Source organism: Streptomyces sp. NPDC048370, assembly GCF_043200825.1.
GTDB lineage: Bacteria > Actinomycetota > Actinomycetes > Streptomycetales > Streptomycetaceae > Streptomyces.
Map to the genome: position 1 here is coordinate 101,214 of NZ_JBICYI010000010.1, position 26,318 is coordinate 127,531.

General features: G+C 71.7%; 24 protein-coding genes. 15 read left to right on the forward strand and 9 right to left on the reverse strand.

Annotated features, from left to right (window positions below; genetic code table 11):
- Window positions 1-46 precede the first annotated feature (46 nt).
- Entirely contained in the window at window positions 47-826 is a 780-nt protein-coding gene (locus ACGFYP_RS22045; protein WP_393496042.1) for a MerR family transcriptional regulator, read from the reverse strand.
- A gap of 98 nt (window positions 827-924) precedes the next feature.
- On the opposite strand from ACGFYP_RS22045, the gene ACGFYP_RS22050 reads away from it, so the two are divergent.
- Window positions 925-1,500 carry a GNAT family N-acetyltransferase gene (locus tag ACGFYP_RS22050; RefSeq protein ID WP_393496045.1) on the forward strand — a complete coding sequence of 192 codons (576 nt, stop codon included), beginning with the start codon at window positions 925-927 and terminating at the stop codon, window positions 1,498-1,500.
- Between the two features lie 62 nt (window positions 1,501-1,562).
- On the opposite strand, the gene ACGFYP_RS22055 is transcribed toward ACGFYP_RS22050, so the two are convergent.
- The 3 genes from ACGFYP_RS22055 to ACGFYP_RS22065 form a co-directional block, all read right to left on the reverse strand.
- Window positions 1,563-2,414 (reverse strand): EamA family transporter, encoded by an 852-nt coding sequence (locus ACGFYP_RS22055; protein WP_393496048.1) that lies wholly within the window; start codon window positions 2,412-2,414, stop codon window positions 1,563-1,565.
- Window positions 2,411-2,590, reverse strand: a complete 180-nt coding sequence (locus ACGFYP_RS22060) for a hypothetical protein (protein WP_393496051.1) — start codon at window positions 2,588-2,590, stop codon at window positions 2,411-2,413. The genes ACGFYP_RS22055 and ACGFYP_RS22060 overlap by 4 nt, the downstream gene beginning before the upstream one ends.
- A 132-nt stretch (window positions 2,591-2,722) precedes the next feature.
- On the reverse strand, window positions 2,723-4,360 hold the full coding sequence (locus tag ACGFYP_RS22065) for a penicillin-binding transpeptidase domain-containing protein (protein WP_393496054.1): 1,638 nt from the start codon (window positions 4,358-4,360) through the stop codon (window positions 2,723-2,725).
- Window positions 4,361-4,481: 121 nt separating this feature from the next.
- Here ACGFYP_RS22065 and ACGFYP_RS22070 point away from each other — a divergent pair, with 121 nt between their 5' ends.
- Window positions 4,482-4,781 (forward strand): heavy metal-binding domain-containing protein, encoded by a 300-nt coding sequence (locus tag ACGFYP_RS22070; protein ID WP_393496057.1) that lies wholly within the window; start codon window positions 4,482-4,484, stop codon window positions 4,779-4,781.
- 1,135 nt (window positions 4,782-5,916) lie between these two features.
- On the opposite strand, the gene ACGFYP_RS22075 is transcribed toward ACGFYP_RS22070, so the two are convergent.
- From ACGFYP_RS22075 to ACGFYP_RS22085, 3 genes are read right to left on the reverse strand one after another with little or no spacing between them, the layout of a single operon-like run.
- Window positions 5,917-6,207 (reverse strand): tyrosine-type recombinase/integrase, encoded by a 291-nt coding sequence (locus ACGFYP_RS22075; protein ID WP_393496061.1) that lies wholly within the window; start codon window positions 6,205-6,207, stop codon window positions 5,917-5,919.
- 38 nt (window positions 6,208-6,245) lie between these two features.
- Window positions 6,246-6,449, reverse strand: coding sequence for a hypothetical protein (locus ACGFYP_RS22080; protein ID WP_393496063.1), 204 nt, complete (start codon window positions 6,447-6,449; stop codon window positions 6,246-6,248).
- Window positions 6,450-6,488: 39 nt separating this feature from the next.
- A complete protein-coding gene (locus tag ACGFYP_RS22085; RefSeq protein WP_393496066.1) occupies window positions 6,489-6,758 on the reverse strand; it encodes a hypothetical protein in 270 nt (89 codons plus the stop codon).
- Window positions 6,759-7,010: 252 nt separating this feature from the next.
- Here ACGFYP_RS22085 and ACGFYP_RS22090 point away from each other — a divergent pair, with 252 nt between their 5' ends.
- Entirely contained in the window at window positions 7,011-7,250 is a 240-nt protein-coding gene (locus ACGFYP_RS22090; protein ID WP_393496069.1) for a hypothetical protein, read from the forward strand.
- A 177-nt stretch (window positions 7,251-7,427) separates the two neighbouring features.
- Entirely contained in the window at window positions 7,428-7,667 is a 240-nt protein-coding gene (locus ACGFYP_RS22095) for a hypothetical protein (RefSeq protein WP_393496072.1), read from the forward strand.
- A gap of 446 nt (window positions 7,668-8,113) precedes the next feature.
- On the opposite strand, the gene ACGFYP_RS22100 is transcribed toward ACGFYP_RS22095, so the two are convergent.
- Window positions 8,114-9,856, reverse strand: coding sequence for a phospholipid carrier-dependent glycosyltransferase (locus tag ACGFYP_RS22100; protein ID WP_361967268.1), 1,743 nt, complete (start codon window positions 9,854-9,856; stop codon window positions 8,114-8,116).
- A gap of 52 nt (window positions 9,857-9,908) precedes the next feature.
- Between ACGFYP_RS22100 and rsmI the strand changes: the two genes are divergently transcribed.
- The 6 genes from rsmI to ACGFYP_RS22130 all read left to right on the forward strand — a co-directional run bounded on the left by rsmI (window position 9,909) and on the right by ACGFYP_RS22130 (window position 15,860).
- Window positions 9,909-10,802, forward strand: a complete 894-nt coding sequence (gene rsmI / locus ACGFYP_RS22105; protein WP_393496077.1) for a 16S rRNA (cytidine(1402)-2'-O)-methyltransferase — start codon at window positions 9,909-9,911, stop codon at window positions 10,800-10,802.
- A 170-nt stretch (window positions 10,803-10,972) separates the two neighbouring features.
- The gene (locus tag ACGFYP_RS22110; protein ID WP_393496081.1) at window positions 10,973-11,461 is read left to right on the forward strand and encodes a hypothetical protein; all 489 of its coding nucleotides are present in this window, start codon (window positions 10,973-10,975) and stop codon (window positions 11,459-11,461) included.
- A gap of 168 nt (window positions 11,462-11,629) precedes the next feature.
- Window positions 11,630-12,499, forward strand: coding sequence for a TatD family hydrolase (locus tag ACGFYP_RS22115; RefSeq protein WP_393496084.1), 870 nt, complete (start codon window positions 11,630-11,632; stop codon window positions 12,497-12,499).
- Window positions 12,500-12,665: 166 nt separating this feature from the next.
- Entirely contained in the window at window positions 12,666-13,919 is a 1,254-nt protein-coding gene (locus tag ACGFYP_RS22120) for a ubiquitin-like domain-containing protein (RefSeq protein WP_393496087.1), read from the forward strand.
- A gap of 16 nt (window positions 13,920-13,935) precedes the next feature.
- A complete protein-coding gene (rsmA, locus tag ACGFYP_RS22125) occupies window positions 13,936-14,808 on the forward strand; it encodes a 16S rRNA (adenine(1518)-N(6)/adenine(1519)-N(6))-dimethyltransferase RsmA (protein WP_361967278.1) in 873 nt (290 codons plus the stop codon).
- Between the two features lie 131 nt (window positions 14,809-14,939).
- Window positions 14,940-15,860, forward strand: coding sequence for a 4-(cytidine 5'-diphospho)-2-C-methyl-D-erythritol kinase (locus ACGFYP_RS22130; protein ID WP_393496092.1), 921 nt, complete (start codon window positions 14,940-14,942; stop codon window positions 15,858-15,860).
- Window positions 15,861-15,965: 105 nt separating this feature from the next.
- On the opposite strand, the gene ACGFYP_RS22135 is transcribed toward ACGFYP_RS22130, so the two are convergent.
- Entirely contained in the window at window positions 15,966-16,937 is a 972-nt protein-coding gene (locus tag ACGFYP_RS22135) for an SMP-30/gluconolactonase/LRE family protein (RefSeq protein ID WP_393496095.1), read from the reverse strand.
- Window positions 16,938-17,152: 215 nt separating this feature from the next.
- On the opposite strand from ACGFYP_RS22135, the gene ACGFYP_RS22140 reads away from it, so the two are divergent.
- The 5 genes from ACGFYP_RS22140 to ACGFYP_RS22160 all read left to right on the forward strand — a co-directional run bounded on the left by ACGFYP_RS22140 (window position 17,153) and on the right by ACGFYP_RS22160 (window position 26,226).
- On the forward strand, window positions 17,153-18,520 hold the full coding sequence (locus ACGFYP_RS22140; RefSeq protein ID WP_393496098.1) for an acyltransferase: 1,368 nt from the start codon (window positions 17,153-17,155) through the stop codon (window positions 18,518-18,520).
- 74 nt (window positions 18,521-18,594) lie between these two features.
- Window positions 18,595-20,334, forward strand: coding sequence for a protein kinase (locus tag ACGFYP_RS22145; RefSeq protein ID WP_393496102.1), 1,740 nt, complete (start codon window positions 18,595-18,597; stop codon window positions 20,332-20,334).
- Window positions 20,335-20,462: 128 nt separating this feature from the next.
- On the forward strand, window positions 20,463-22,271 hold the full coding sequence (locus ACGFYP_RS22150; protein WP_393496105.1) for an ABC-F family ATP-binding cassette domain-containing protein: 1,809 nt from the start codon (window positions 20,463-20,465) through the stop codon (window positions 22,269-22,271).
- Between the two features lie 145 nt (window positions 22,272-22,416).
- Window positions 22,417-24,252: a PQQ-binding-like beta-propeller repeat protein gene (locus ACGFYP_RS22155; RefSeq protein ID WP_393496108.1), complete on the forward strand. Its 1,836-nt coding sequence runs from the start codon at window positions 22,417-22,419 to the stop codon at window positions 24,250-24,252.
- Window positions 24,253-24,387: 135 nt separating this feature from the next.
- Entirely contained in the window at window positions 24,388-26,226 is a 1,839-nt protein-coding gene (locus ACGFYP_RS22160; protein ID WP_393496111.1) for a PQQ-binding-like beta-propeller repeat protein, read from the forward strand.
- Window positions 26,227-26,318 lie beyond the last annotated feature (92 nt).

The window sequence follows — 26,318 nt, forward strand, 5'->3', positions numbered from 1 at the left end:
CGCCGAGGGTCTGCAGCCCCTCGGCCGGTGCCTTACGCCACCGCCGTCAGCTCAGGCGCTCGTCCGCGTACGCCGTCATCGCGTCGCACTGGTACTCCGCCAGGCCCTCCGCGATCCGGTCGAAGTTCGCGCGGAAGCGCGCGTCGTCGACGTACGTCCGGGCCAGGCCCTTGTACGCCTCCGCCGTCGGCGTCCAGAAGCGGCTGACCGCCTGGTAGTGGGCGTCCACCTCGGACTGGACCACCGCGTCCGTGACCGGGGTGCCCGCCGCCATCAGCTCCGCGAAGCGGACCATCTGCGCCGTCACCTCCCGCTGCCATCGCTCCTGGTCCTCCGCCGTCATCGACTCCCTGGCCGGCCGGGCCTCCTCCCACGCATCCGGCCACCGTTCGCGCACCTCCGCGTCGAGCGCCGCGCCGACCTCCGCCGAGTGCGCGAAGCCCTCGAAGAGGTTCTCCGGCCTGTTGATCTTCGTCATCGTGTCCTCGTCCTCGTTTCCGTCCTCCAGTGCGGCGATGGTCCGCCCTACCGTCCGTACCAGCGTGTCCAGCCGGTTCCGCTCGCTCAGCAGCCGCTCGTGGTGCTCGCGCAGCACGGTCACCCGGTCGGCGCGGCTGTCCAGGACCGCCCGGACCTCGCGCAGCCCCAGGTCCAGCTCCCGCATCAGCAGGATCTGCTGCAGCCGCAGCAGGTCCGCCTCCTCGTAGTAGCGGTGCCCGTTGCTCCCGATCCACGCGGGCGGCAGCAGACCGATCTCGTCGTAGTGCCGCAGCGTCCGGGACGTCACCCCGGACATCCGGGCCACCTCCGCGATCGACCAGGCCATGACCGGTCCTTCCTTCCATCGCCGGCCGGTCTCTCCGGCCCGCACCCGACCGTAGGAGTTGACGTCACGGCAAGCGCAAGTCGTGACATCGTGGAGCCATGCCCATCGACGTGCGTCCGGCCTCGGAATTCGAGGACGTCCGGGCCGTGCTCGGCCCGAAGTCGCCGGACGCCAATGTCTGCTGGTGCCTGAGCTACCGCATCCCGTCCAAGCTCAACAACGAGCTGCGCGGGCAGGAGCGCGGCGCGTACGTCGCCGAGCTGTGCCGAGGCGCGACACCTCCGGGGGTCATCGCCTACGACGGCGACGAGCCCGTCGGGTGGGCCGCCGTCGCGCCCCGCGCGGACACGTCCTTCGCGCGCAGCCGGAAGATCCCGTACGTCGACGACCTGCCGGTCTGGTCGCTGTGGTGCGTCCGGGTCCGCCCCGGTCACCGGAAGCAGGGGATCTCGCACGCCCTCATCACCGGCGCCGTGGAGTTCGCCCGCGCCCACGGCGCGCCGGCCGTCGAGGCGTACCCCCTCGACAACGGGGACGCGAAGGTCGACCTGACCATGGCGTACGCCGGGCTGCGGAAGAACTTCGAGCGGGCCGGGTTCGTCCACGCCGCCGACACCACCTCGGTCCTCGCCGGTCACCCCCGCGTCCTGATGCGGCTCGACCTGCGCCCCTGACCGGACGCCGAGCACGCTCAGGGTGCGGCTCGACCTGGCCCCTGACCGGACGACGAGCCCGCTCAGGCCGTCGTCAGCATCAGTCCGATCCCGACCACCATCAGCCCCGCGGCCGCCATCCTCGGCGCCCCGAACCGCTCCTTGAAGAACACCGCGCCGATCGCCGCCCCCACGATGATCGAGGACTCCCGCAGGGCCGCGATCGGGGCGAGTGGCGCCCTGGTCTGGGCCCAGAGGACGAGTCCGTACGCGCAGACCGACAGCGCCGCCCCGCACAGCCCGCGCACGGCGTGCGGGCGGAGCTGGGGGAGCAGGGCGCCGCGCCGGGTCCACAGCGCGTACGCCGGGATGGCCACGCCCTCCAGGACCATCAGCCACGCGATGTAGCCGAGCGGGGTGCCGGAGGCGCGCACCCCGACGCCGTCGACGACCGTGTACCCCGCGATGGCCAGGCCCGTCGCCCCCGCCGCGAGCAGGGCCGCCCAGTTCGGGCGCCGGCCGGAGCCCCGGATGCCCCACAGGGCCAGGCCGGTCAGGCCCGCGCAGGCGACCGCGACCCCGGTGAGCTGCCGGCCGCCGGGGATCTCGTCGACGAAGACCGCCGCGAGGAGGGTCACCGCCAGCGGGGCCGTACCGCGCGCGATCGGATACATCTGCCCGAAGTCGCCCAGCGTGAACGACCGCATCAGCAGCACCATGTACCCCACGTGCAGCACGGCGGAGGCGCTCAGATACGGCCACGCCCCGGCCGCCGGCAGCGGTACGAAGAAGGCGGCGGCGCCACCGATCAGCGCGCCGCCGCCGGATATGAGGGTGAAGGAGAGCAGCTGGTCGCGGATGGTGTGGGCCATCGCGTTCCAGGCGGCGTGCGTCACGGCGGCCAGCAGGACCGCCGCCACGACCAGGGGGGTCACGCGGTCCGCTCGCGGACGTCCACCAGCGCGCCGCCCGCGGCCTGGGCGGCGGTACGGGTCTCGTCGGGGAAGCGGCGGATCCCGACGTCGAGACCGAGCTCGTTCAGGGCCTCGGCGGAGAGGGGGTGCGCGTGCGCGTGGGCGTGGGCGTGCGCGTGCGATTCGGGAGAGCTCATGCCCGGCACGCTAGCGTTCCGTGTACGGGCCACGCGAATGTATTCGCCCGGCGCGGACCCACCCCTGCGAGCAACTCCCCGCAGCACCCTCACTCCACCCGCAGCCCGCTCACCCCGCCCGCAGCCCGCCGCTCACCCCGCCCGCAGCACGCTCGCCACGACCTGCCCCGCCGCGTCGCCGCCGTGGCCGCCGGACTGGACGACGGCCGCGACCGCGAGGTCGTCGGAGTAGCCGGTGAACCAGCTGTTGGAGGTGGCCTGGCCGTCGACCTCCGCCGAGCCCGTCTTCGCGCCCTTGTCGGCGCCGCCGACCCCGGCCATCGCCCGCGCCCCGGTTCCCTCGCCGGTCGCCGCCGCCCGCATCATCGCGCGCAACTGGCTCGACACCGAGGGCGACAGGGAGCGCGCGGCCTTGGCGAACGGCCGCCCGTCGAGCTCCTGCGACACCAGGAACGGCTGCTTGAAGGTTCCGTACTTCGCGGTGGCGGTGATCGAGGCGATGTTGAGCGCGTTCATCTGCACGGTGCCCTGCCCGATGTACTGCTCCGCCGCCGCGCCCTGGGTCTCCTCGGGGACGGAGCCGTCGAACGAGTCGATGCCCGTCTTCCAGTTGTTCATGCCGATCCCGAAGACGTCCCTGGCCTCCTTGCCGAGCGCGGAGTCGTCGTCCACCTCGTCGATCCACTTGATGAAGGCGGTGTTGCAGGACTTGGCGAAGCTGCGCTTGAACGGGACGGTGCCGAGCGAGAAGTTGTCGAGGTTGTGGAACGTACGGGTGTAGTAGCGGGCGTCCGGCGGGCAGGGGGCGGGGCCGTTCGCCGTCACGAGGCCCTTCTCCAGGAGCAGCGCCGCCGTGACGATCTTCCACGTCGAGCCGGGGGCCTGCTTGCCCTGGAACGCCGCGTTGAAGCCGGCCGCCGGGGCGTTGGCCACGGCCCGTACCTCGCCGGTGGACGGCTTGACCGCCACCACCGAGCCTTCCCCATACTGCTTCACGGCCCGCTCCGCCGCCGCCTGCGCCTGCGCGTCGATCGTCGTCTCCAGGCGCCCCGGCTTGCCCTTCACATGGGTCACGAGCGTGATGTTCGGGGAGCCTTGCGCGCCGGACTCGATCCAGGTCTCGACCCCCGGCTGCCCGCCGACCTTCGCCCCGTACTTCTCGCGTAGCTGGGTCAGGATCGGCGCGAGCGAGGGGTACTTCTCCGGGCTCAGCTCGTCGCCCTTGCGGTCGACGGCCATGATCTCGCCGGTCTTCGCGGCGCCGGTGTGCAGGGTGGCGCCCTTGGTGAGCTTCGGGTGGATGACGGCCGGCTGCCAGTCGACGAGCGGCCGCCCGGTGGAGAGCCCGCGCACGACGGTCAGTTCGGAGCCGTACGTCCAGAGCTTCGACTGCCCCTCGTACGTGATGGTCGCCTTCACCGTGAACGGCACCTTCGGGCCGACCGGCGTGCCCGCGGCGATCTCGGCCTTGGAGACCTTGGCGCCCACGCCGAAGTCGGCCACGACGGGACCGGCGTCGACGGGGTTGTTGGTCAACTGCCCGGCCCGGTCGGACTCACCGGCCGCCCACGCGGCCAGGAACTCCTTGGCCGCGTCGGTGACTTCGTCCTTGGAGACGGGCCCGGTGAGCTTCTCCTCCGACCTGGCGGAAATGCCGCCACCGCCGCCCCCGTTGACGCCCTGCCAGAGGTTGTAGCCCCCGTAGGCGACCCCGCCCGCCACGACGACGAAGACTCCGCCGACGATCGCAACCTTCACCCCACTGCGCATCTCTGTGGTTCCCCTCCCCAGAAGCCCCAGCAGTCCCAGAAGTTTCACAGTCAAGCATCCGTGCCAGGCATTGTCACGGGCGGCTGTCGGTCGTGTGTTCGGGTCGGGGGAGGATGGCGCGATGAACCGACAGGAGAAGAAAGAACAGCGGGAACGTAACGAGCGCGAGTGGGCCGCCCGCGAAGCCGGCCTCGGCTTCTACAGCGTGACCGTGCCCGCACCACCCCATCCGCACACCGCTGTCGGCGTCGTCGCGGGATATCGGCGGGAGTCCCCGACGCAAGCGGTGGTGAGCATGCAGGAGGAGGCGCGCGAGCTCGGCGCCGACGGTGTGCTCGGTGTGTCGATCATCGCGGTCGGCACAACCACCAGCCTGTACATCGCCTACGGCACCGCCGTGAGATGGGCGCAGTCGGAGTAGCCGTGGATCAGCCCCCTGCCGGCGGATTCTCCGCCGGTAGGGGCTCGTTGATGGGGTGGGTGTGGCCGCTTTCCGCGGCGTCTACTTGTTGTGGCCGCCAGGAGCATGCCCGGCCGGGTTGCGGTTCTCGGTCTGCCCCGTACGCCTGTCAAGCGATTCGGGCAATTGTGACAAAAGTTCTCAACTGCCCAGTAGCTGCACCCGCGTGTCCAGCCACATCCGATTCCGCCACTGGTCCATCGGAATCGATGTGCCCGTGTAGATCGGCCAGAAGTAGATGAAGTCTCGCGGATCACGGGCAGATGGGCCCTGAGCAGCAACGGAGCTGCCGACCAAGGCCATGACGAAGCTCCTGGGCCGTCTCTGGGCCGTGCAGAGACAGTCGGCCGTGCCGGAGACAGCGCTGAGCGCATGGCCAAGATCGTCACGGGGGCGAAAGGTGGCGCTTTCGAGGGGCGGGGTGTGGCGAACAGTGGCGAACGACGGATCTTGTCCTGGACGGAGTTGAGGCAGCGGTAGGTTGCGAGGGTTCACTGCTTTCTCTCCATGAGCGCCTGTCATAGGACAGGCCCCAACATCGTTGGGAGTCTGAAAGAGAGGAAGTTGAACCGGATGGAGAGGTCGAAGAGGAGGCCGCGCCGTAAGGCCCAGTTACGAGACTGGGTCGAACTGACGGCGCTGGCCCTTACGGCGATCACTGCCATTGCGGGATGCGTCGAACGCTTCATTTGACGCAGCAGCAGGGACTGGACGACTGGTCGGGTGGAAAGAGGGCCCGGCCGACGGATGCTCGGCCGGGCCCACGCTACCCCGCGCACGGGCCTGGCTATGGGCGGCATCCCATAGCCAGGCCCGACGTGCGTACGGGGGCAGGGTCCCGAGTGCTAAGACACGAAGCCGCTGCAGGACGAGGTAACCGCAGTTCATCGGCTTCATCAAGCGTCAGTCATCGACCACTGGCGAAATATGGTTTTGGTCATGGTTTGACCATGGCGCAAAAACCATAGCGCCCCGTGGCGACGCCAGGGCGGAAAAAAGTAAAACCGCAGGTAAGGGCTTTGGAGGGGGTGGCGAATCCTGGCGTTTCAAGACCACTCCTCCTTACTGCCCAGTTGGAGGGGCTGTCGGCGCGCTATCAGCGAGTTGGATGGTAGAGGCATTCGATCGCCTTCCGGGTGCGGCCCTCACTACTCGGCATGAGGTGGGTGTACGTCCGGAGCGTGAACCCGGGGTCGGCGTGGCCGAGGTACTGGCTCAGGGCCCGGATGCTCCCGCCAGCGTCCAGGAGCACGCAGGCGTAGAAGTGCCTCAGCGCGTGCATGCCGTGCTCCGGGGCGGATGCGTACCGCTCGACCTCCTCGGGCTCCGGGATGATGCCCACGGCCGCGAGAGCGGGCTTCCACATGAAGTCGTTGAAGTAGCTCACCCGGACGTGGTCCCCTCACCGTGGCGGGCAACGGCACGTCACGCCTTGCCACCCTTGGGCAGAGCGAAGACGAACTTCCCGCGGATCCGCTTGAGCTGGTGCCCCACGGAGAGCCACCCGCCGTCGTAGTCCAACTCTTCCTCGGAGAGCCCGAACACCTCGCCTTGGCGCAGCCCGCAGCCGCCGGCCACGTCGACGGCCGCGCGCAGGTGCCCCGGCAGGGCGTCTCGAACGGCGAACACCTGCTTCGCCGTCCATGGGACGACGCGGGTCGGGCTGGCCTACGGGATCTGGATCGAGCGGGCCTTGCAGGGGGTCTTGGTGATGAGCCCGTCGTCCAGGGTGGCGCTGAACGCGGCGGAAACGGTGCCGAACACGATCCGGCGGTGCGAGGCGGCGGGCACGCTGGTCTCCAGCTCACCGAGCCACGTGCGGACGTGTCCGGGCTGGAACGAGAAGAGCGGCCGCGTCCCGATGTGCGGGTACGCGGGCAGGCGCAGTCGACGCTCTGCCACCTCGCGGCTGTTCACCTCGGTCGGGTGCGTCGCCACCCACTTCTCCGCGAACTGCCGGAAGGTGACAAGCCGGGACCCGCGTGGCGGATGGCGAAGAGACCGCCGCGCCCGCCGAGCGCCCAGCCGCTTCAGCCAGGCGGGAAATGGGCTGTGCCCACCCCTGGGGCGAGTTGGGCTGCCTGTGATGATCCTGGTCGGCGGTCTCAGCCTCAGGCAGGGTGAATCAGCTCTGTCGCTGATCTCGTGGTCGCCCTGGGTTCGTGCGATCACGTCGGTTAGGTTCTCGTCATGCTCCCCGAACCTCGCACTCGTGAAGAGATGGTCGCCTTCCTGCGCGACCTGCACAAAGAGTTCCGCGCCCGTGGCCACGAGTGGGAGAACGACAACCTGGACGACTTCCTTGAAGCGCTCGCCGCATGGGTGAACGACTCCGACGGTGCGTACCGCAACGCGGGAAAGCAGATTCCGCCCGACGGAGACTGGACGTTCATGGCCCGAGCCCTCGACGCAGCCACCGTCTACGAGTAGAGCAGCGCTCTTGTCGCCCCAATGCGTCACAAGATCAGCGGCAACCCGATGGGCGAGGCTGGCGACAGCTCAGGGTGGCGCGACCGGGGCGCACACAGCACCCCGGTCAAGGACCGTTCCGCGCGCCTCGTACGCTCTTGCTCCCGCCCCCAGGCGGCGGGAGCAAGGGGTGGGGACATGGGGGACGGGATCGAATTCTGGCTCCGCAAGGCCGGGGGACCGCTACTGCTGGGTGTGCTCGCCCTCTCCCTCGCCGCTGACGCGCAGTTGCTGCTCTCGCGTGTGCTGTACATCCTCATGGGCATCGGCGGAGTCGTGGAGTGCTGCCTCCAGACGCGGAAGCTGATCCGCAGCCGGGACACGCCCACGGCGACGCTCGACCGTGAGGTGCCCGAGCGCGCGGAAACTCCATCGTGAACGTGCGAGGCCAGCAGGCTTGGAGACCCCAGCCAGGCAGAGGCAAGCCTCCTTGGTGGGCTCCGGAACCGACGGGATGCGGTACGGCTCCGCGCCCTCACTGTCGACGCCGTCCATGGTGACCGTGAGGCGGGAGGCGCCGTACTCCCACCGGCCCGAGAGGCCCAACCGGGTCTCCGACCACTGTCCGTCGCCGGTGATGGTCAAGATCCCTTCGAGACCCGTGTTGGTCGTGAACCTCCATGAACCCTCGGCGAACGCGGTGACCGCCTTCTCCAACGGACTCCCGCACCCCGACACCGCGGAAGCGGCCATCCCCGCCAGCGGGTACCGGGGAGCGCGGGCCTTCCCGGGCCGTCTGAGGGCCGCCGATGGTCACCGCTGGCCGCCAACAACCACCAAGAGGGCGCGGCCGTCGGCCGCGCCCTCTTCGTACTGCCGCCCCGCTAAACCCACGTGTCCAGCCACATCCGGTTCCGCCACTGGTCCATCGGAATCGATGTGCCCGTGTAGATCGGCCAGAAGTAGATGAAATTCCAGACGATGAGGAGAACGAGAACTCCCGCCCCCACCGCCCCGAAAGTGCGGCGCCTTTCCGAGGTGCCAGGGGGGCCGATGATCGCGCCGATCATCATCGTCACCGCGAGGCACAGGAACGGCACGAACACCACCGCGTAGAAAAGGAAGATCGTGCGTTCCTGGTAGAGGAACCACGGTAGCCAGCCCGCCGCGATGCCGCACGCGATCGCGCCCGCCCGCCAGTCGCGGCGGAAGAACCAGCGCCACAGGATGTACAGGATCGCGAAGCAGGCCGCCCACCACAGCAGGGGCGTGCCGAGGGCCAGGACCTCCTGGGCGCACTTCTCCTTCGCGGTCGACGGGCAGCCCGCCGTGCCCGGTGCCGGGGACTCGTAGAAGTACGAGACCGGGCGGCCGAGGACGATCCAGCTCCACGGATTGGACTCGTACGTGTGCGGCGAGTTCAGGCCCACGTGGAAGGTGTAGACCTCGCTCTCGTAGTGCCACAGGCTGCGCAGCCAGTCCGGCAGGAACGACCAGAAGCCGCCGCCGTTGATCTTGTCCTGCTCGGCCGCCCAGTTGCGGAAGTAGCCCTTGTCCGTGACGATCCAGCCCGTCCACGTCACCAGGTACGTGACGATCGCGACCGGCACCACCGAGACGAAGGCGGGCACCAGGTCGCGCTTGATCACCGCGAGGTACGGGCGGACCGCGCCGGCCGTCCGTCGGCCGCCCACGTCCCACAGCACCGTCAGGAGCCCGAAGGCGACCATCACGTACAGGCCGTTCCACTTCGTCGCCGCCGCGAGCCCCAACGACACCCCGGCCGCGAGCCGCCACGGCCGCCAGCCGAGCCGCAGCGTCTCCGCCACGTCCGCGTCCGGGCGCAGGACCCCCTCCTCGTCCACCGGGAGGGCCGCCGCGAGCCGCCGCCTCGCCCAGTCCCGGTCCACGACCAGGCAGGCGAACGACGCGAGTACGAAGAACATCAGGACCTGGTCGAGCAGGGCCGTACGGCTCATCACGAAGTGCAGGCCGTCCACCGCGAGCAGCAGGCCCGCCAGGCATCCCAGGAACGTGGAGCGGAACAGTCGCCTGCCGATCCGGCAGAGCATCAGCACGGACAGCGTGCCGAGCAGCGCCACCATGAACCGCCAGCCGAACGGCTCGAAGCCGATGATCTTCTCGCCCAGACCGATGACCCACTTGCCCATCGGCGGATGGACGACATAGCCCGGGTCGGTCGGGATCGCGACCGAGTCGGGGTTCGCCAGGATCGACTTGTCGACGTCCTTCGGCCACGCCCCCTCGTACCCCTGGTTGATCAGCGCCCAGGAGTCCTTGGCGTAGTACGTCTCGTCGAATATCACCGCGTGCGGCTTGCCCAGGTTCCAGAACCGCAGCACGCCCGCGACCAGCGCGACGAGCAGCGGACCGCCCCAGCCGGCCAGCCGCCACACCCGCTCCCCGGCGCCCGCGGAGAGCCCGAGCAGCGACCACATCCGCGGCGAGGGGCGCGTGTACGGCGGTACGAGACGCTCGCGCAGACCAGGCCCCGCCACGCTTCTCGCTGGGGGCGTGTAGCCGAAGCGCCGCAGACGCTGCTGCCACGACGGGGGCTCTTCCACGGCGCGCTGACCCTGCAGGGTCTCGGGTGCGGTACTGGTCACCGCGCCATCGTAGGGAACGCTTCTGTGCGAGTCGCCCGTCCGGGCTGCGAGGATGACCCTTGTGACAGGAACGCTGGTACTTGCAGGGACGCCCATCGGGGACATCGGGGACGCGCCGCCGCGGCTCGCGGCCGAGCTGGAGTCCGCCGACATCGTCGCGGCGGAGGACACCCGGCGGCTGCGCGGCCTGACCCGCGCCCTCGGCGTACACACCTCGGGCCGCGTCGTCTCGTACTTCGAGGGCAACGAGTCCGCCCGTACGCCCGAGCTCGTCGAGGCGCTCGTCGGCGGCGCGCGGGTGCTCCTGGTCACCGACGCCGGCATGCCGTCCGTCTCCGACCCCGGGTACCGGCTCGTCGCCGCCGCCGTCGAGCAGGACATCAAGGTCACCGCCGTACCCGGCCCCTCCGCCGTCCTGACCGCGCTCGCCCTCTCCGGGCTGCCCGTGGACCGGTTCTGCTTCGAGGGCTTCCTGCCCCGCAAGGCGGGCGAGCGGCTCGGCCGGCTCCGCGAGGTCGCCGACGAGCGCCGCACCCTCGTCTACTTCGAGGCCCCGCACCGGCTCGACGACACCCTCGCCGCGATGGCCGAGGTTTTCGGCACCGACCGCAGGGCCGCCGTCTGCCGCGAGCTGACCAAGACGTACGAGGAGGTCAAGCGCGGCGGCCTCGGCGAACTGGCCGAGTGGGCGAAGGACGGCGTACGCGGCGAGATCACCGTCGTCGTCGAGGGCGCCCCCGAGGCCGCCCCCGCCGAGCTCGACGCCGAGGAGCTGGTGCGCAGGGTGCGGGTGCGCGAGGAGGCGGGCGAGCGACGCAAGGAGGCCATCGCGGCGGTCGCCGCCGACGCGGGTCTGCCCAAGCGCGAGGTCTTCGACGCCGTCGTCGCGGCGAAGAACGCGGATGCGCGGGGAGCCGGGAGCGCGCAGGGTTCCGTAAAGCCGTAGGAAGCCCCGGAATCGGTAAAGAGCTATCGTGAAAAGCAAAGCGAAACCCGCGCGGCAGGCCCCTTGAAGGCCTGAGAGCAAGGGAAGGCCAAAGACCCTCCCATTGTTCGACCGGCGCTGATGCGCTCCGGCCCGAAAAGGCGTCCACTGATCAGTGGAGAGGAGCTGGCATGAGTGAGATCACCGGCACCGGCATACCCGTCGCCCATGAGGCGTACGCCTTCGCCTGCATGCGCTGCGGATACGGCTGGGAGCAGGCGTACGACATCGAGCACCACGTCGACGCCGCCGGCCAGGAATTCATCGTCTACAAGGCCGGTGGTGAGCGGGTCCCCTCACCGCTGTCCAGTCCGACCTGCATGAACTGCAGCGGACATGTCGTCCGCATCATGCGCGCGGGTCAGGTGTCCTCGGTCCTGGACTCCTGGGAACAGGCCCATCACCGGAACGTCTCGAACGTCTCCGGGACGCCGCGCAGACCCGTCACCCCGGCCGGACCGATCGGCATGGCGGGGCCGATCGGGCAGGACCTGGAACGCGAGGACGAGCCGGTGGGCCGGGCGGCCCCGGCGGGTGACGTGCCGGGCCCCGTGCACGTGGAGCCGGAAGCCCGCCACTGGCACCTGTCGGACATCATGCGGAGGTTCCGGCGCGGGTAGCCGTTCGGGCGGGTGGGCGTTCCGGGTGGACGTGCCGGCTGGGCGTTCCGGCCAGGCGTTCCGGCGGGTCGGCGTTGCGGCGCGGGTGAGCGCCGGTGAGCCCGCGCCCGTGCCCGGCCCGCGGGTAAGCCTTCGCTCGTGGACTCATGGCCCTCGTACGATCGGGCCATGAGTTCGAAGGACGCCCCGCCGCCGCTGCCCGAGCCGCTCCCGCTCCCGGTGGCGGATTCCCACACGCACCTGGACATGCAGTCAGGCACCGTCGAGGAGGCCCTCATCAAGGCCGCCGCCGTCGGCGTCACCACCGTCGTCCAGGTCGGCTGCGACATCAAGGGCTCCCAGTGGGCCGCCGAGACCGCCGCAGCCCACGAGAACGTGCACGCCGCCGTCGCCCTCCACCCCAACGAGGCGCCCCGGATCGTCCTCGGCGACCCGGACGGCTGGTCGCGCCAGGGCGCCCGCGAGGCGGGCGGGGACGCGGCCCTGGACGACGCGCTCGGCGAGATCGACCGCCTCGCCGCCCTGCCGTACGTCCGCGCCGTCGGCGAGACCGGCCTCGACCACTTCCGTACGGGACCCGAGGGCATGGCCGCCCAGGAGCGTTCCTTCCGCGCCCACATCGAGATCGCCAAGCGCCACGGCAAGGCGCTCGTGATCCACGACCGCGACGCCCACGACGACGTCCTGCGCGTCCTGGACGAGGAGGGCGCGCCCGAGCGGACCGTCTTCCACTGCTACTCCGGGGACGCGGAGATGGCCCGGATCTGCGCCGCCAAGGGCTACTACATGTCCTTCGCGGGCAACATGACCTTCAAGAACGCGCAGCCGCTGCGCGACGCCCTCGCCGTCGCCCCGCTCGACCTCGTCCTGGTCGAGACGGACGCCCCGTTCCTGACCCCCGCGCCCTACCGGGGACGGCCGAACGCGCCGTACCTCATCCCCGTCACCGTCCGCGCGATGGCCGCCGTGCGCGGCATCACGGAGGAGGAGCTCTGCGAGGCGATCGCCGTGAACACGGCCCGCGCCTTCGACTACTGAGCCGCGTACGAGCCGCTTCCGAGCCGCTTCCGAGCCGCTTCCGAGCCGCGTACGAGCCGCGTACGAGCCGCGTGCGGGCCGCTTCCATTACCGATCCATAACGGTTACGTGTTGTAGCCGGGTCGTTTTGGAGAGTGATCGTCGCCGGGGCTAGTGTCCCGGCCTCGTGAGCACTTCCCAGGGCAGTCACCGAGCCGGGCGGCGGCCGGCGACCCCGCCCGTGCCCGTCCACGACCAGCCGACGCAGGAGGCCGTCCTCCTCCCGCCCCAGGGCTCCCGCGCCGAGGCCCGGCGCGCCGCCCGCCGCCGCAAGGCCAGGTCGGGCCCCGCGGAGGGCCTGCGGCGCATCGTCCCGCAGGCCCTGGTCGTCGCCTTCCTCGCCGGCGGCACCAGCGCCTTCGTCGCCAACGACAAGGCGATCCGGCTCTCCGTCGACGGCGTCCCCCGGACCCTGCACACCTTCGCCGACGACGTCGACGAACTCCTCGCCGACCAGGGCCTCGCCGTCGGCTCCCACGACATCGTCGCCCCGGCCCCCGGGGCCGACCTGGCCAGCGGCGACGAGGTCGTCGTCCGCTACGGCCGCCCCGTCGCCCTCACCCTCGACGGGCAGCGCCGCCAGGTGTGGACGACGGCCAGGACCGTCGACGCCGCCCTGCGCCAGCTGGGGGTACGGGCCGAGGGCGCGTACCTCTCCGTCTCCCGCTCCGCCCCCATCTCCCGCGGGGGCCTCGCCCTCGACGTCCGTACGGAACGGACCGTCACCCTCCTCGCCGACGGCCGCGAGCGGACCCTGCGCACCAACGCCGCCACCGTCCGCGAGGCCGTCGAGGAGGCCGGGATCACCCTCTCCGGCCAGGACACCACCTCCGTGCCGCCCGACTCCTTCCCGCGCGACGGCCAGACGATCACCGTCCTGCGGATCACCGGCACCCAGGAGATCCGCGAGGAGCCGATCCCGTTCGCCGTCGAGCGGACCCGCGACCCCGAGCTCTTCGCGGGCACGGAGGTCGTCGAGCGGCAGGGCGTCCAGGGCGTGCGCCGTGTCACGTTCAGCCTGCGGACCGTCAACGGCGTCCGGCAGAAGCCGAGGAAGACCGGCGAGGAGGTGGTCCGGGAGCCCGTCAGCCAGAAGGTGAAGGTCGGCACCCGGCCGCTGCCCACCTCCGTCGCGGGCGCGGACGGGCTCGACTGGGGCGCGCTCGCCGCCTGCGAGTCCGGCGGCCGGCCGAACGCGGTCGACCCCTCGGGGACGTACGGCGGGCTCTACCAGTTCGACCCCGGCACCTGGCGCTCGCTCGGCGGCAGCGGAGTCGCCCAGAACGCGACCGCGTCGGAGCAGACGTACCGGGCGAAGAAGCTGTACGTGCAGCGCGGCGCCAGTCCCTGGCCGCACTGCGGCCGAAGGCTCCACCGGTGAGCCGTAGGCTGTACCGGTGAGCACCACCACCGGCCCCGAAGGCCCCGACGCCCTGCTCGGCCCCGCCGACATCCGTGAACTGGCCGCCGCCCTCGGCGTGCGCCCCACGAAGCAGAAGGGCCAGAACTTCGTCATCGACGCCAACACGGTCAGGCGGATCGTCCGCACGGCCGAGGTGCGCCCCGACGACGTGGTCGTGGAGGTGGGCCCCGGGCTCGGCTCGCTGACCCTGGCGCTGCTCGAAGCGGCGGACCGGGTGACGGCCGTCGAGATCGACGACATCCTGGCGGCCGCGCTGCCGTCGACGATCGCCGCCCGTCTGCCCGGGAAGAAGGACCGGTTCGCGCTGGTCCACTCCGACGCGATGGACGTCCAGGAGCTGCCGGGCCCCGCGCCGACGGCGCTCGTCGCGAACCTCCCGTACAACGTGGCCGTGCCGGTGCTGCTGCACATGCTCGACCGCTTCCCGACGATCGAGCGGACGCTCGTCATGGTCCAGGCGGAGGTCGCGGACCGGCTGGCGGCCAAGCCCGGCAACAAGGTCTACGGCGTGCCGTCGGTGAAGGCGAACTGGTACGCCGACGTGAAGCGGGCCGGCTCGATCGGCCGCAACGTCTTCTGGCCCGCCCCGAACGTCGACTCGGGCCTCGTCTCGCTGGTCCGCCGTACGGAGCCGGTCGCGACGACCGCCTCCAAGCGGGAGGTCTTCGCGGTCGTCGACGCGGCCTTCGCACAGCGCCGCAAGACCCTGCGCGCCGCCCTCGCCGGCTGGGCGGGCTCGCCCGCGGCGGCGGAGGAGGCCCTCGTGAAGGCGGGCATCTCCCCGCAGGCACGCGGCGAGGCACTGACGGTCGAGGAGTTCGCGAGGATCGCGGAGGCGAAGGCGTGAGCGGTACGGGTACGGGGACGGGTACGGGGCCGGGGTCGGAGCAGGGCGTGAACGTGGGCTCGCGTGCGGGCTCCGGTGCGGGTTCGGCGGTCGGTGCCGGTACGGCGTTCGGTGCCGGTACGGCGGTAGGCGTGGGTATCGGCACGGGGCCGGGCGCGCCGAGTGTCACCGTGCGCGTGCCCGCCAAGGTCAACGTGCAGCTCGCGGTCGGCGGGGCGCGTTCCGACGGCTTCCACGACCTGGCCAACGTCTTCCTCGCCGTCTCCCTCTTCGACGAGGTGACGGCGGTGCCCGCCGCCGAGCTGACGGTCACCTGCGAGGGGCCGGACGCGGACAAGGTCCCCCTGGACCGCACCAACCTGGCCGCGCGCGCCGCCGAGCTGCTCGCCGCCCGGCACGGGATCTCCCCCGACGTCCACCTCCACATCGCCAAGGACATTCCGGTGGCCGGCGGCATGGCGGGCGGCAGCGCCGACGGCGCGGGCGCGCTCCTCGCGTGCGACGCCCTCTGGGGCCTGAACAGCTCCCGCGCCGAGCTCCTGGAGATCTGCGCCGAGCTCGGCAGCGACGTGCCGTTCAGCCTCGTCGGCGGGGCGGCGCTCGGCGTCGGCCGCGGCGAGCGGCTGACCGACCTCCCGGTGGGCGGCGGCTTCCACTGGGTCTTCGCCGTCGCCGACGGCGGCCTCTCGACCCCGGCGGTGTACGGCGAGTTCGACCGCCTCAACGAGGGCGTCACCGTCCCCGAACCGGCCGCCTCTCCGGCGCTCCTTGCCGCCCTGGCGAACGGCGACGCGACCGCCCTGGCCGGCGCCCTGGCGAACGACCTCCAGCCGGCGGCCGTCTCCCTGCGCCCGTCCCTGACTGCCACCCTGGAGGCGGGCACGGCGGCCGGCGCCCTGGCCGCCCTGGTCTCGGGCTCAGGTCCGACGACGGCCTTCCTGGTGAAGGACGAGGACGCGGCCCGCGCGGTCGCCGACGCCCTGATCGCCTCCGGCACCTGCCGCACGGCCCGTGTGGCCACGTCGCCGGCGCCGGGCGCGACGGTCCTGTAGCCCTCCAGGGGCTGTCCGCGAGAGGCCCTAGGTCGCGTCCGGAAAGTCTGGCCCGGCTCGCGAGCCCCGCCCTTCGGGCGGACGACCATACTTTCCGGACACTCCCTAGCCCTTCTTCAGCGTGGCCAGGAGCAGGTTCGGGTCCGGCACCTCCTTGAAGAAGGACGCGCTGGTGACGTAGACGGTCTTGCCGCGTACCGCCACGGATGTCGGGTTGGACAGGCCGTCCTGTTCCGTGAGCACGATCGTGTGCGTCCCGTCGGGGCGTACGAGGGCGACGTCGTCGGTCATGATCAGCGCGGCGAGGACCGTGTCCCCCTTCCCGGTGAAGCCGAAGTCGTCGATCCAGGCGAGCCCGGTCGCCCGCGTCTCCACCGGGCCGGCGGTCTCGTCGGCGCGTACGGGGATGCGCAGCAGCGTCTGGCGGTCGGTGTTGGACACCCACACGGCGCCGTTGTGGAACTTGAGGCCGTTGGCGCCGACGCCGGCGCCGGCGGGCGGGGCGACGGGCTGGAGCGCGGTCCCGGTGGCCCAGGCCGTGGGCGTACCGCCCTCCTGCGGGACGCTCCACACGGTGCCCCGGACCGAGTCGGCGACGTAGAGGGTCCCGCACTTCTCGTCGAGGGCGAGGGCGTTCGGGAACCCGTCGGCCGGCAGCTGGGCGATCTGCACGGGCGCGCCGCCGTCGGGGTCGACGCGCCAGACGCCGTTCTCGCTCGTCCCGGTCGCGTACGTGACATAGAGGGTGCCGTCGTGGGCGCGGGTGATGCCCAGGGCGGCGGCCACCCCGATGACGGGGGTGTTCGGGTTCTCGACGGCGGGGAGGGTCGCGAGGATCCGGGTGTCGCCCTTCTTGTCGACGCGGGCGACCTGCCGCGCGAAGGCGAAGGTCACGTACGCGGAGCCGTCGGGTGCGACGACGATGTTCTCCGCGGCCTGTCCCGCGGCGAAGTCGAAGTGGGCGAGGACGCGCGGATCGGTGACGGTCGGCTCTCCGGCGGAGGTGGGCGCGGAGGCGAACAGGGCGAGCGCGAGGGCGGCCGTGGCGGCGACCGCCAGGCGTGGGAGCCGGGGCATGGGATCTCCTGGTGGTGGGGCTCGGGTCGTACGGTGCCGGGTGCGGCAGCCGTGAACACCCATGAACATGACGAACCGTCAGGTGGAGGGCCGTGTGCCGTGGCCGGGAGGTCGCCCGCGTGGCCGACGACTTGGGGCCAGTCGGCCCGTACTCAGAACCGAGTTGAGTATCCGAGCGCTGCCGGGGGCCCGCCGCCGGGCGGGACCGTACCCGTATGGGAAACAGCGCAGTCAGCGCGCGGGAACTCGCCGCCGCCACGCCCGCGACGCGGGACCGGTACGTGGACCTCCTGCGGGTCGCCTCGCTCGGGGTCGTGGTCCTCGGCCACTGGCTGATGGCGGCCGTCGACGGCACCGGGCAGGTGGGCAACCTGCTCGCCGTCGTACCCGAACTCCAGATCGCCACCTGGGCGCTGCAGGTCATGCCCGTCTTCTTCTTCGTCGGCGGGTTCTCGCACGCCCTGGCCCACCGCTCCCGCCCCGCCTACCCCGCCTTCCTGCGGGCCAGGCTCCAGCGGCTGCTGCGGCCGACGATGGTGTTCGTGGCGGTGTGGGGGGCCGCCGCCCTGCTGATACAGCTCCTCGGTGCGGACGGCGGGCTGACCGGGGTCGCGCTGCGGCTCGTCACCCAGCCGCTCTGGTTCATCGGGATCTACCTCGCGATGGTCGCCTTCACCCCGCCCCTCCTGAAGCTGCACGAGCGTTGGGGCTGGGGCGCCTTCGGCGCGCTCGTGGGCGGAGCGGTCGCGGTGGACGTGCTGCGGTTCGGGTTCGACGTGCCGTTCGTGGAGTTCCTGAACTTCGCCTTCGTCTGGCTCGCGATCCACCAGCTCGGCTTCCTGCGGGCCGACGGCATGATCCGCCTCCCCTCCGTCCTCGCAGGCGCGGGGCTGCTCGCCGCCGCCGGGCTCGTCGCCCTCGGGCCGTACCCGCTGTCCATGGTCGGGATGCCCGGCGAGAAGGTCTCCAACATGGCCCCGCCGACGCTGGCCCTCCTCGCCCACGGCCTCTGGCTGGTCGGCGCGGTCGAGCTGCTCAAGGGCCCGGGCGCCCGGTTCGTCGCCCGCGCCGGGGTCTGGCACAAGGTCGTCGTCGCCAACGGGATCGCCATGACCGCCTTCCTGTGGCACCTGACCGCGATGCTCGGCGTGTACGGCGCCCTCCTCGCGCTCGACGTGACGCTGCCCGCGCCCGCGAGCGGCGCCTGGTGGGCGCAGGTCCCCCTCCGTGTCGCCGCGGCGGCCGTCCTCACGGCCCTGCTCGTCGCCGCCTTCCGCCGCTTCGAGCGGCCGCCCGCGCCGCCCGTCGCCGGGGCCGCACCGTCCGCCCCGTCCGCCCGGCCCGCGTCGGCTCCCGCGACGGGCGGCGGCCCGGTCGCCGCGCTCGGCATCACCCTGGCGCTCTTCGGCATCCTCGGCCTGTCGATGGTCGGCTTCGGCGGCCTCCTGGAAGGCCACGCGGCGACCCTGATCGCGGTACGGATCACCGCCCCGGTCGCGGTGGTCCTGGCCCTCGCGGGCTGGCTCCTCGTGGAACGCGTGGGCCGCGGACGGAAGTCCGGGACGGGGACGCCCTCGTTCTGAGACCGGGGCCTGCCCCTAGGCTGGTGCCTTTCGTGTGATGAATCGATGCGGCACTGCGGATCGGAGCGGGACGGGTGACGGGGGCGAACGGCGCGGATCTGGTCGGCGAGGTTCTGGGCGGGCGGTACCGCGTGACCGCGCTGATCGGGCGCGGTGGCATGGGCGTGGTCGCCCGGGCGGTGGACCAGGTGCTCAACCGCGAGGTCGCGGTCAAGGTCCTGCGGGCCTTCACCGACGCCTCCGCCGCCGAACTGGCCGATCTTCGGGTCCGGATGGAACGGGAGGCGCAGGCCGCCGCCCGGATCCGGCACAGCGGTGTGGTCACCGTGCACGACGTGATCCAGGAGCGGGGGCTGCCCGTCATCGTCATGGAGCTGGTCGACGGGCCCTCCCTCGACGACGTCCTCACCGAGCGCGGCCCGCTCGACCCGCGCGAGGTCGCCGCGATCGGCGCCAAGCTGATGGACGCCCTCGACGCGGCGCACCGGGCGGGGATCCTGCACCGGGACGTGAAGCCGGGGAACGTGCTCCTGGAGCGCGGCGGCAGGGTCGTGCTCACCGACTTCGGCATCGCCACCATGGAGACCTCCGGCGACGAGGCCTTGGCCAAGCTGACCCAGAGCGGTCAGATCGTCGGCTCCCTCGACTATCTGCCGCCGGAGCGCGCGCAGGGCCAGGAGCCGGGGACCGCCTCGGACATCTGGGCGCTCGGCATGACCCTTTACGCGGCCGTGGAGGGCGCCTCCGCGTTCCGCCGCACCTCGGTCTGGTCCACGCTTGCGGCGATCGTCGGCGAGCCGCTGCCGGAGCCCCTGGGCGCCGGACCGCTCGCTCCCGTGCTGCGGGCGCTGATGGCCAAGGACCCGCTGCAGCGGCCCGACGCCGCCCGGGCGCGCGCGATGCTGGAGGCGGTCGCCGCGGGCGGAACGACGAACCTCGCCCCCGCCCCCGCACCCGTACCGACTCCGGCCCCCGCCCCCGCACCCGTACAGGCCCCGCCCGGTGCCTTCGGCCCCGCCCCCGAGCCGTTCGGGCAGCCGCTCCCGCAGCCGTTCCCGCACCCGGCCCCGCAGCAGTTCCCGCACCCCTCCCCGCAGCAGCCCCCCGTACCCGGCGCCCCGCAGTCCGCCGTGCCCTTGAGCCGCTCCGAGAGTCGCACCGAGATCGTCCGTGCCCGGCGCCGTCGTACCCGTACCGTCGTCGCGGCGGCGGTCGCCACCGTCCTCGTGGGCGGCGGCGTCGCGTACGCGCTGATGAACACGGGTGACGAGCCGGTCGGCGGCGGCGCGCACGCGGCGCCTCCCGGGGCGAGCTCCTCGGCCGAAGGCGACGCGTCCGGTACCGGCGGCGGCGCGGGCGACGTCGAACCGACCGCCCCCGGCGACCTGACGTCCATGGACCCGGGCGCGACCGGGTCCGCCACCCCCACGAAGCCGGGCCCCACGAAGGCGACGCCCGGCGGCAAGCCGTCCGCGAGCCCGTCCGCGAAGCCGTCCACGTCCGCGAAGCCCACGCCCACCGCCACGGGGAAGGAGCCCACCCCCACCTCGACGGCGTGCACCGGCTGGGCCCACGCCAACCGCAGCGACGGGTACGGGTACCTGTCGCAGAACTCCCACCTCTACACCGGGCCGTACTCGGAGTGCGGCTGGGTGACCGCGGTCAAGGACGGCGTGAAGATCTACTACCACTGCTACGTCACCAACGCCCACGGCAACAAGTGGATCTACGCCCGTATCCAGGGCACGGAGACCGAGGGCTGGGTGTTCGCCGACAAGACCACCGGGGGGAGCGGCACCCTCAACCGCTGCTAGGGCCTGTCCGCCCCTGATCCGCCGGACAGGCCCTGGGCCCTCCTGGGGTGGGAGGACACCGGACGCCGTCCCCTCGGCCCGGCGTCTACCCTTGGACCTCGATCCATTCCCCGCTTCAGGAGTCAAACGTGGCCGTCAACCTGGTCAATGTCGAGGCTGTCAGCAAGGTGTACGGCACACGTGCCCTGCTCGACGGTGTCTCCCTCGGCGTCTCCGAGGGGGACCGGATCGGGGTCGTGGGCCGCAACGGCGACGGCAAGACCACCCTCATCCGGATGCTCGCCAAGCTGGAGGAGGCCGACACCGGCCGCGTCACGCACAGCGGCGGGCTGCGGCTCGGCGTGCTCACCCAGCACGACTCGCTCGACCCGACCGCGACCATCCGGCACGAGGTCATCGGCGTCATGGCCGACCACGAGTGGGCCGGCAGCGCCAAGATCCGCGACGTGCTCACCGGGCTCTTCGGAGGGCTCGACCTGCCCGGCTTCGAGAAGGGCCTCGACACGGTCATCGGCCCGCTCTCCGGTGGCGAGCGCCGCCGTATCGCGCTCGCCAAGCTCCTCATCGACGACCAGGACCTGATCGTCCTCGACGAGCCCACCAACCACCTCGACGTCGAGGGCATCTCCTGGCTCGCCAAGCACCTCCAGGAGCGCCGTTCCGCGCTCGTCTGCGTCACCCACGACCGCTGGTTCCTCGACCAGGTCTGCACCCGCATGTGGGACGTGCAGCGCGGTGACGTCCACGAGTACGAGGGCGGCTACTCCGACTACGTCTTCGCCCGCGCCGAGCGCGAGCGCATCGCGGCGACCGAGGAGACCAAGCGGCAGAACCTGATGCGCAAGGAGCTGGCCTGGCTGCGGCGCGGCGCCCCCGCCCGTACCTCCAAGCCCCGCTACCGCATCGAGGCCGCCAACGAGCTGATCGCCGACGTGCCGCCGCCGCGCGACACCTCCGAGCTGATGAAGTTCGCCAACGCCCGGCTCGGCAAGACGGTCTTCGACCTGGAGGACGTGACCGTCACCGCCGGCCCCAAGACGCTGCTCAAGCACCTCACCTGGCAGCTCGGCCCCGGCGACCGCATCGGCCTGGTCGGCGTCAACGGCGCGGGCAAGACCTCCCTCCTGCGGGCGCTCGCGGATGCGGCCGTCAGCCAGGGCGAGGAGCAGCCCGCCGCCGGGAAGATCGTCGTCGGCAAGACCGTACGGCTCGCCTACCTCTCCCAGGACGTCACCGAACTCCCCGCCACGCTGCGGGTCCTGGAGGCCGTCCAGCAGATCCGCGACCGGGTCGACCTCGGCAAGGGCCGGGAGATGACCGCCGGCCAGCTGTGCGAGCAGTTCGGCTTCTCGAAGGAGAAGCAGTGGACGCCGGTCGGCGACCTCTCCGGCGGCGAGCGCCGCCGTCTGCAGCTGCTTCGCCTCCTGATGGACGAGCCGAACGTCCTCTTCCTCGACGAGCCCACCAACGACCTGGACATCGAGACCCTGACCCAGCTGGAGGACCTCCTCGACGGCTGGCCGGGCTCCATGGTCGTCATCTCCCACGACCGGTTCTTCATCGAGCGCACCACCGACCGCACGCTCGCGCTGCTCGGCGACCAGACCCTGCGGATGCTGCCGCGCGGCATCGACGAGTACCTGGAGCGGCGCCGGAAGATGATCGAGGCGTCGGTCCCGGCCGCCCCTGCCGCCGCGACCGCCCAGGCGAAGCCGGGCCTCTCGGCCGCCGACGCGCGCGCCGCGAAGAAGGAGCTGCAGAAGGTCGAGCGGCAGCTGGACAAGGTCTCCGAGAAGGAGGCCAGGCTGCACGCCCAGATCGCCGACAACGCGACGGATTTCGAGAAGGTCGCGAAGCTCGACGCGGAGCTCCGGGAACTCTCCGGGGAGCGCGAGGAGTTGGAGATGCGCTGGCTTGAACTGGCGGAGGACGCGTGAGGATGCGTAGAGAAGCCGTGCGAATCGCATAACGAGGGCATTACGGGCCGGTCCTCCCTTGGGAACAAGGGGTGGACCGGTCGCTTTTGCGCCATCGGGTGAGTGGTAGAAAGAAAACCCGCTCACACCAAGGGGGAACGCGCTGATGACCCAGCCGCCCAGCAACCAGCCGCCGGGCTTCGGCGCACCGAACCCGGATCCGGCTCAGAACCCGCCGCAGAACGCGCCTCAGGGCCCGCCGCCGATGCCGCCGCAGGCTCCGCCGATGCCGCCCCAGGCACCGCCGGCCCCGCCGCAGGCTCCCCAGGCAGCCCCGCAGACGCCGCCGCCCGCCGCGTCCGGTCCGTACGACCAGGCCCCGCAGCCCGGTTACGGCTACCCGCAGCAGCAGCAGCCGGGGCAGCAGCCGGGGCCGTACGGCCAGCCGACGCAGCCCGGTTACGGGTACCCGCAGCAGCCGGGCCCGTACGGCCAGCAGCCCAACCCGTACGGCGGCTACCCCACCCAGCCCCCGGCGCCCGCGCCCGGCGGCAACAACCCCTTCAAGGGCAAGCCGGGTGTCATCATCGGCGCGGCCGTGGCCGCCGCGCTCGTCATCGGCGCCGGAACCTGGTTCGCGCTCAGCGGCGACGACAAGGACACGCCGATCGCCAAGCCGACGGCGACCAGCGGCGCTCCGAAGCCGACCGAGTCCGTCGACCAGGGCGACGGCTCCGGGGACGGTGACGGCCGCAACGCCGAGGACGACCTCAACGCCGGTCGCCAGAACGGCGAGGCGAAGATCGACTGGCTGCTCAAGAACAACGTCGACCTGCCCCGCAACGGCGCCGACGTGTTCGGCCCGTGGGTCTCGGGCGATGTCGTCGCCAAGGCGATGTACAAGGGCATCAGCGGCTTCGGCCTCTCCGACGGCGCCCCCAAGTGGAACCTGGACCTGCCCTTCGAGGTCTGCGCCGCCGCCCCCGAGCCGGCCGCCGACGGCACCACCGTCATCGCCATCAACGACAAGGCGGGCGACCGCGCGGACTGCAAGGTCCTTCAGCAGGTCAACCTGAAGACGGGCAAGGCGGGCTGGAAGAAGACGCTCGACAAGGGCACCGGCTTCAGCTCGTTCTCCGACGTCACCCTCGCCATCAGCGGCACCACGGTGACCGCGGCCGGCATGAACCACTCCTGGGGCTTCGCGCTCGCCGACGGCAAGCAGCTCTTCGGCAAGCCCGCCGAGGGCAGCTGCCAGCCGTACGCCTTCGCGGGCGGCGCCAAGCTGATCGCCGCCGCGGCCTGCCGCACCGGCGACGTCAACAAGCCGCAGGAGCAGATCAGCGAGGTCGACCCGGCGACGGGCAAGCCGAAGTGGACCTTCAAGCTCCAGCCCACCTGGGAGGTCGACAAGATCTACTCGGTGGACCCGCTGGTCGTCTCCGCGCAGCAGCGCGACGAGAAGAAGTGGACGGTCTTCGCCGTCACCGCCGACGGCAAGCTCCGCTCGCAGATCGAGGGCGGCAAGGACAAGTACGCCCCGGACTGCGGCGGCGGCGCGTTCGTCGTCTTCGGCCGTAACCTCCAGGGCTGCAACGGTGTGACCGCCGACGCCAACACCTTCTACATGGCGACGGACTCGGAGTACCGCCAGGCCAACGCGGTCGTCGCGTTCGACCTGAACACCGGCAAGCAGAAGTGGCGCGCCGCCGCCCCCGCCGAGCGCACGATCACCCCGCTGCGCATGGAGGGTTCGGAGGTCGTGGTCTACATGAAGGCGCTGTACGACAAGGGCGGCGCCGTCGCGACCATCGCCCCGACCGGCGGCTCGCCGAAGATCCTGCAGCAGCACCCGCTGTCGACGGCCGAGATCGAGGACGACTACTACAGCCCGGCCTACCTCTACTCCGGCGGCCACTTCGTCGTGGCGGCGGGGCGCGTCAGCGCCCAGAACGACGCGGAGGAGAAGGAGACCAAGACGATGATGTCCTTCAGCAAGTGACGCCGGTCCGTCACCGATGACCCCACCGCAGCAGCCGGGCAAGCGCCCCACGACCGCCGTGCTCACGGCGGTCGTGGCGGCGCTTCTCGCCGTCGCCGACCGCGACGCCCGAATGACTTCCGAGGTACCCACACCATGACCCAGCCGCCTCCGCCCCCGCCCAGCCAGCCCCCGGGCCCGCCGCCCGGCGGTTTCGGTGCGCCGCAGGACCCGCCGCCCGGTGGTTTCGGCGCGCCCACGCCGCCGCCGAACCAGCCCCCGTACGGCTACCCCCAGCAGCCGCCCGCCCAGCCGCCGACGCAGCCCCAGGGGCAGCCGCCGGCCCAGCCGCCGGCCCAGCCCCCGTACGGCTACCCGCAGCAGCCGCCGACGCAGCCGCAGGGCCAGCCGCAGTACGGCTACCCGCAGCAGCCCGGTCAGCAGCAGCCGTACGGGTACCCGACGCAGCCGCAGCAGCCCTACGGCTACCCGCAGCAGCCGGCGACCGCGGTCGTGGCCCCCGGCGGCGGCAAGAAGCTGTCCGCGCAGATGCAGATCGTCATCGCCGCCGTGGTCGCCGTCGTCCTCATCGTCGGCGGCGGGGTCTGGTACGCCACCTCCGGTGGCGGCGAGGAGAACAACACCGCGGGCGGCACCACGACCGGCGCGACCGGCGGCGGCGACAGCAAGAGCGGGGGCAACGGACTCGGCGGCAACGGCAAGGAGAAGGTGCCCGCCGACACCAAGTCCTCGCTGAAGTTCCAGCTGCCGCAGCCCAAGGTCGACGACACCACGGACGTCAGTGGCTCCTGGATCACCGACAAGGCGTACGTGAAGACGGCCGTCAACTCGATCGTCGGCCACGACCTCGACAAGGGCTCCCCGATCTGGACCCTGGCCCTGCCCGGGCAGGTCTGCGGCACCTCGCGCCACGTCACCGCCGACAACAAGACCGCGATCCTCTTCGAGGCGACCAAGCGCGTCGGGCCGAAGTTCTATCAGCCGTGCACCGAGGTCGGCGTCGTCGACCTGGCCGCCGGCAAGCTGGTGTGGTCCACCTCCGTCACCGGCGGCAACGCGGGCGACGACAAGGCCAGGTTCAGCGAAGTCACCCTCAGCGGTACGACCGTCGCGGCCGGCGGCACCGACGGCGGCGCCGCCTTCGACCTGGCCAACGGCAACCCGCGCTGGAAGCCCAAGGCCAACGCCGAGAGCTGCTACGACATGGGCTACGGCGGCGGCGAGGGCCTCGTCGCGGCGCGCAAGTGCGGCTCGTACAACGCCCAGTACGTCGTCATCCAGAACCTGAACCCGGCGAACGGCGCGGTGATCTCCCAGTACAAGATGCCCACCGGCGTCGAGTACGCGGCGATCGTCTCCACCAAGCCGCTCGTGGTCGCGGCCGACGTCGGCGACACCGCGGGCGACGGCAGCGGCATCTCGGACTTCTTCTCGATCGACGAGAAGACCGGCAAGCTGAAGGTCAAGATCGCGGCGGACGCGGACCGGTTCGCGGCCAAGTGCCGTTCCACCGAGGTCGAGGCCTGCAACAAGGTCGTCGTCGGCAACGGCCGGCTCTACCTGCCGACCGAGGAGCGCGAGGGCAGCACCGGGGAGTACGGCGACGAGACCAACGAGATCCTCGCGTTCGACCTCACCACCGGCAAGCAGGTGATCGAGAAGGCGGACGCGGGCGACAAGTGGACGCTGATCCCGCTGCGCATGGACGGCGGCAACCTCCTCGCGTACAAGAGCCCGCCGTACGACAAGGGCGGGCAGATCGTCTCCATCGACGGCGGCACGATGAAGCCGACCGTGCTCATGGAGAACCCGTCGGACAAGACGGTGCGTGACGCGGAGGGCAGCTTCTCGGAGGACTACGCCGAGATCCTCTACGCCAACGGCCGGATGTTCATCTCGGACGTCATGGTCAGCAAGCCGAGCGGGACGACCACCAGGGAGTACCTGGCGCTCGGGTTCGCCACCACCGGCTGACCCCCGGCTCGTAACCGCACAGCCCGGCGCGTCGATTCACTCGGCGCGCCGGGCTGTTTGCGTGGGGTCCCGACGGGCGAAGTATTCGAAGT

Coding starts and splice junctions, on each gene's coding strand:
- ACGFYP_RS22095 (WP_393496072.1), top strand. CDS start 7,428: ATGGGGGACGGGATCGAATTCTGGCTCCGCAAGGCCGGGGGACCGCTA.
- ACGFYP_RS22135 (WP_393496095.1), bottom strand. CDS start 16,937: ATGCCCCGGCTCCCACGCCTGGCGGTCGCCGCCACGGCCGCCCTCGCG.
- ACGFYP_RS22110 (WP_393496081.1), top strand. CDS start 10,973: ATGAGTGAGATCACCGGCACCGGCATACCCGTCGCCCATGAGGCGTAC.
- ACGFYP_RS22050 (WP_393496045.1), top strand. CDS start 925: ATGCCCATCGACGTGCGTCCGGCCTCGGAATTCGAGGACGTCCGGGCC.
- ACGFYP_RS22070 (WP_393496057.1), top strand. CDS start 4,482: ATGAACCGACAGGAGAAGAAAGAACAGCGGGAACGTAACGAGCGCGAG.
- ACGFYP_RS22045 (WP_393496042.1), bottom strand. CDS start 826: ATGGCCTGGTCGATCGCGGAGGTGGCCCGGATGTCCGGGGTGACGTCC.
- ACGFYP_RS22065 (WP_393496054.1), bottom strand. CDS start 4,360: ATGCGCAGTGGGGTGAAGGTTGCGATCGTCGGCGGAGTCTTCGTCGTC.
- ACGFYP_RS22090 (WP_393496069.1), top strand. CDS start 7,011: ATGCTCCCCGAACCTCGCACTCGTGAAGAGATGGTCGCCTTCCTGCGC.
- ACGFYP_RS22115 (WP_393496084.1), top strand. CDS start 11,630: ATGAGTTCGAAGGACGCCCCGCCGCCGCTGCCCGAGCCGCTCCCGCTC.
- ACGFYP_RS22160 (WP_393496111.1), top strand. CDS start 24,388: ATGACCCAGCCGCCTCCGCCCCCGCCCAGCCAGCCCCCGGGCCCGCCG.
- rsmI (WP_393496077.1), top strand. CDS start 9,909: ATGACCCTTGTGACAGGAACGCTGGTACTTGCAGGGACGCCCATCGGG.
- ACGFYP_RS22140 (WP_393496098.1), top strand. CDS start 17,153: ATGGGAAACAGCGCAGTCAGCGCGCGGGAACTCGCCGCCGCCACGCCC.
- ACGFYP_RS22155 (WP_393496108.1), top strand. CDS start 22,417: ATGACCCAGCCGCCCAGCAACCAGCCGCCGGGCTTCGGCGCACCGAAC.
- ACGFYP_RS22060 (WP_393496051.1), bottom strand. CDS start 2,590: ATGAGCTCTCCCGAATCGCACGCGCACGCCCACGCCCACGCGCACGCG.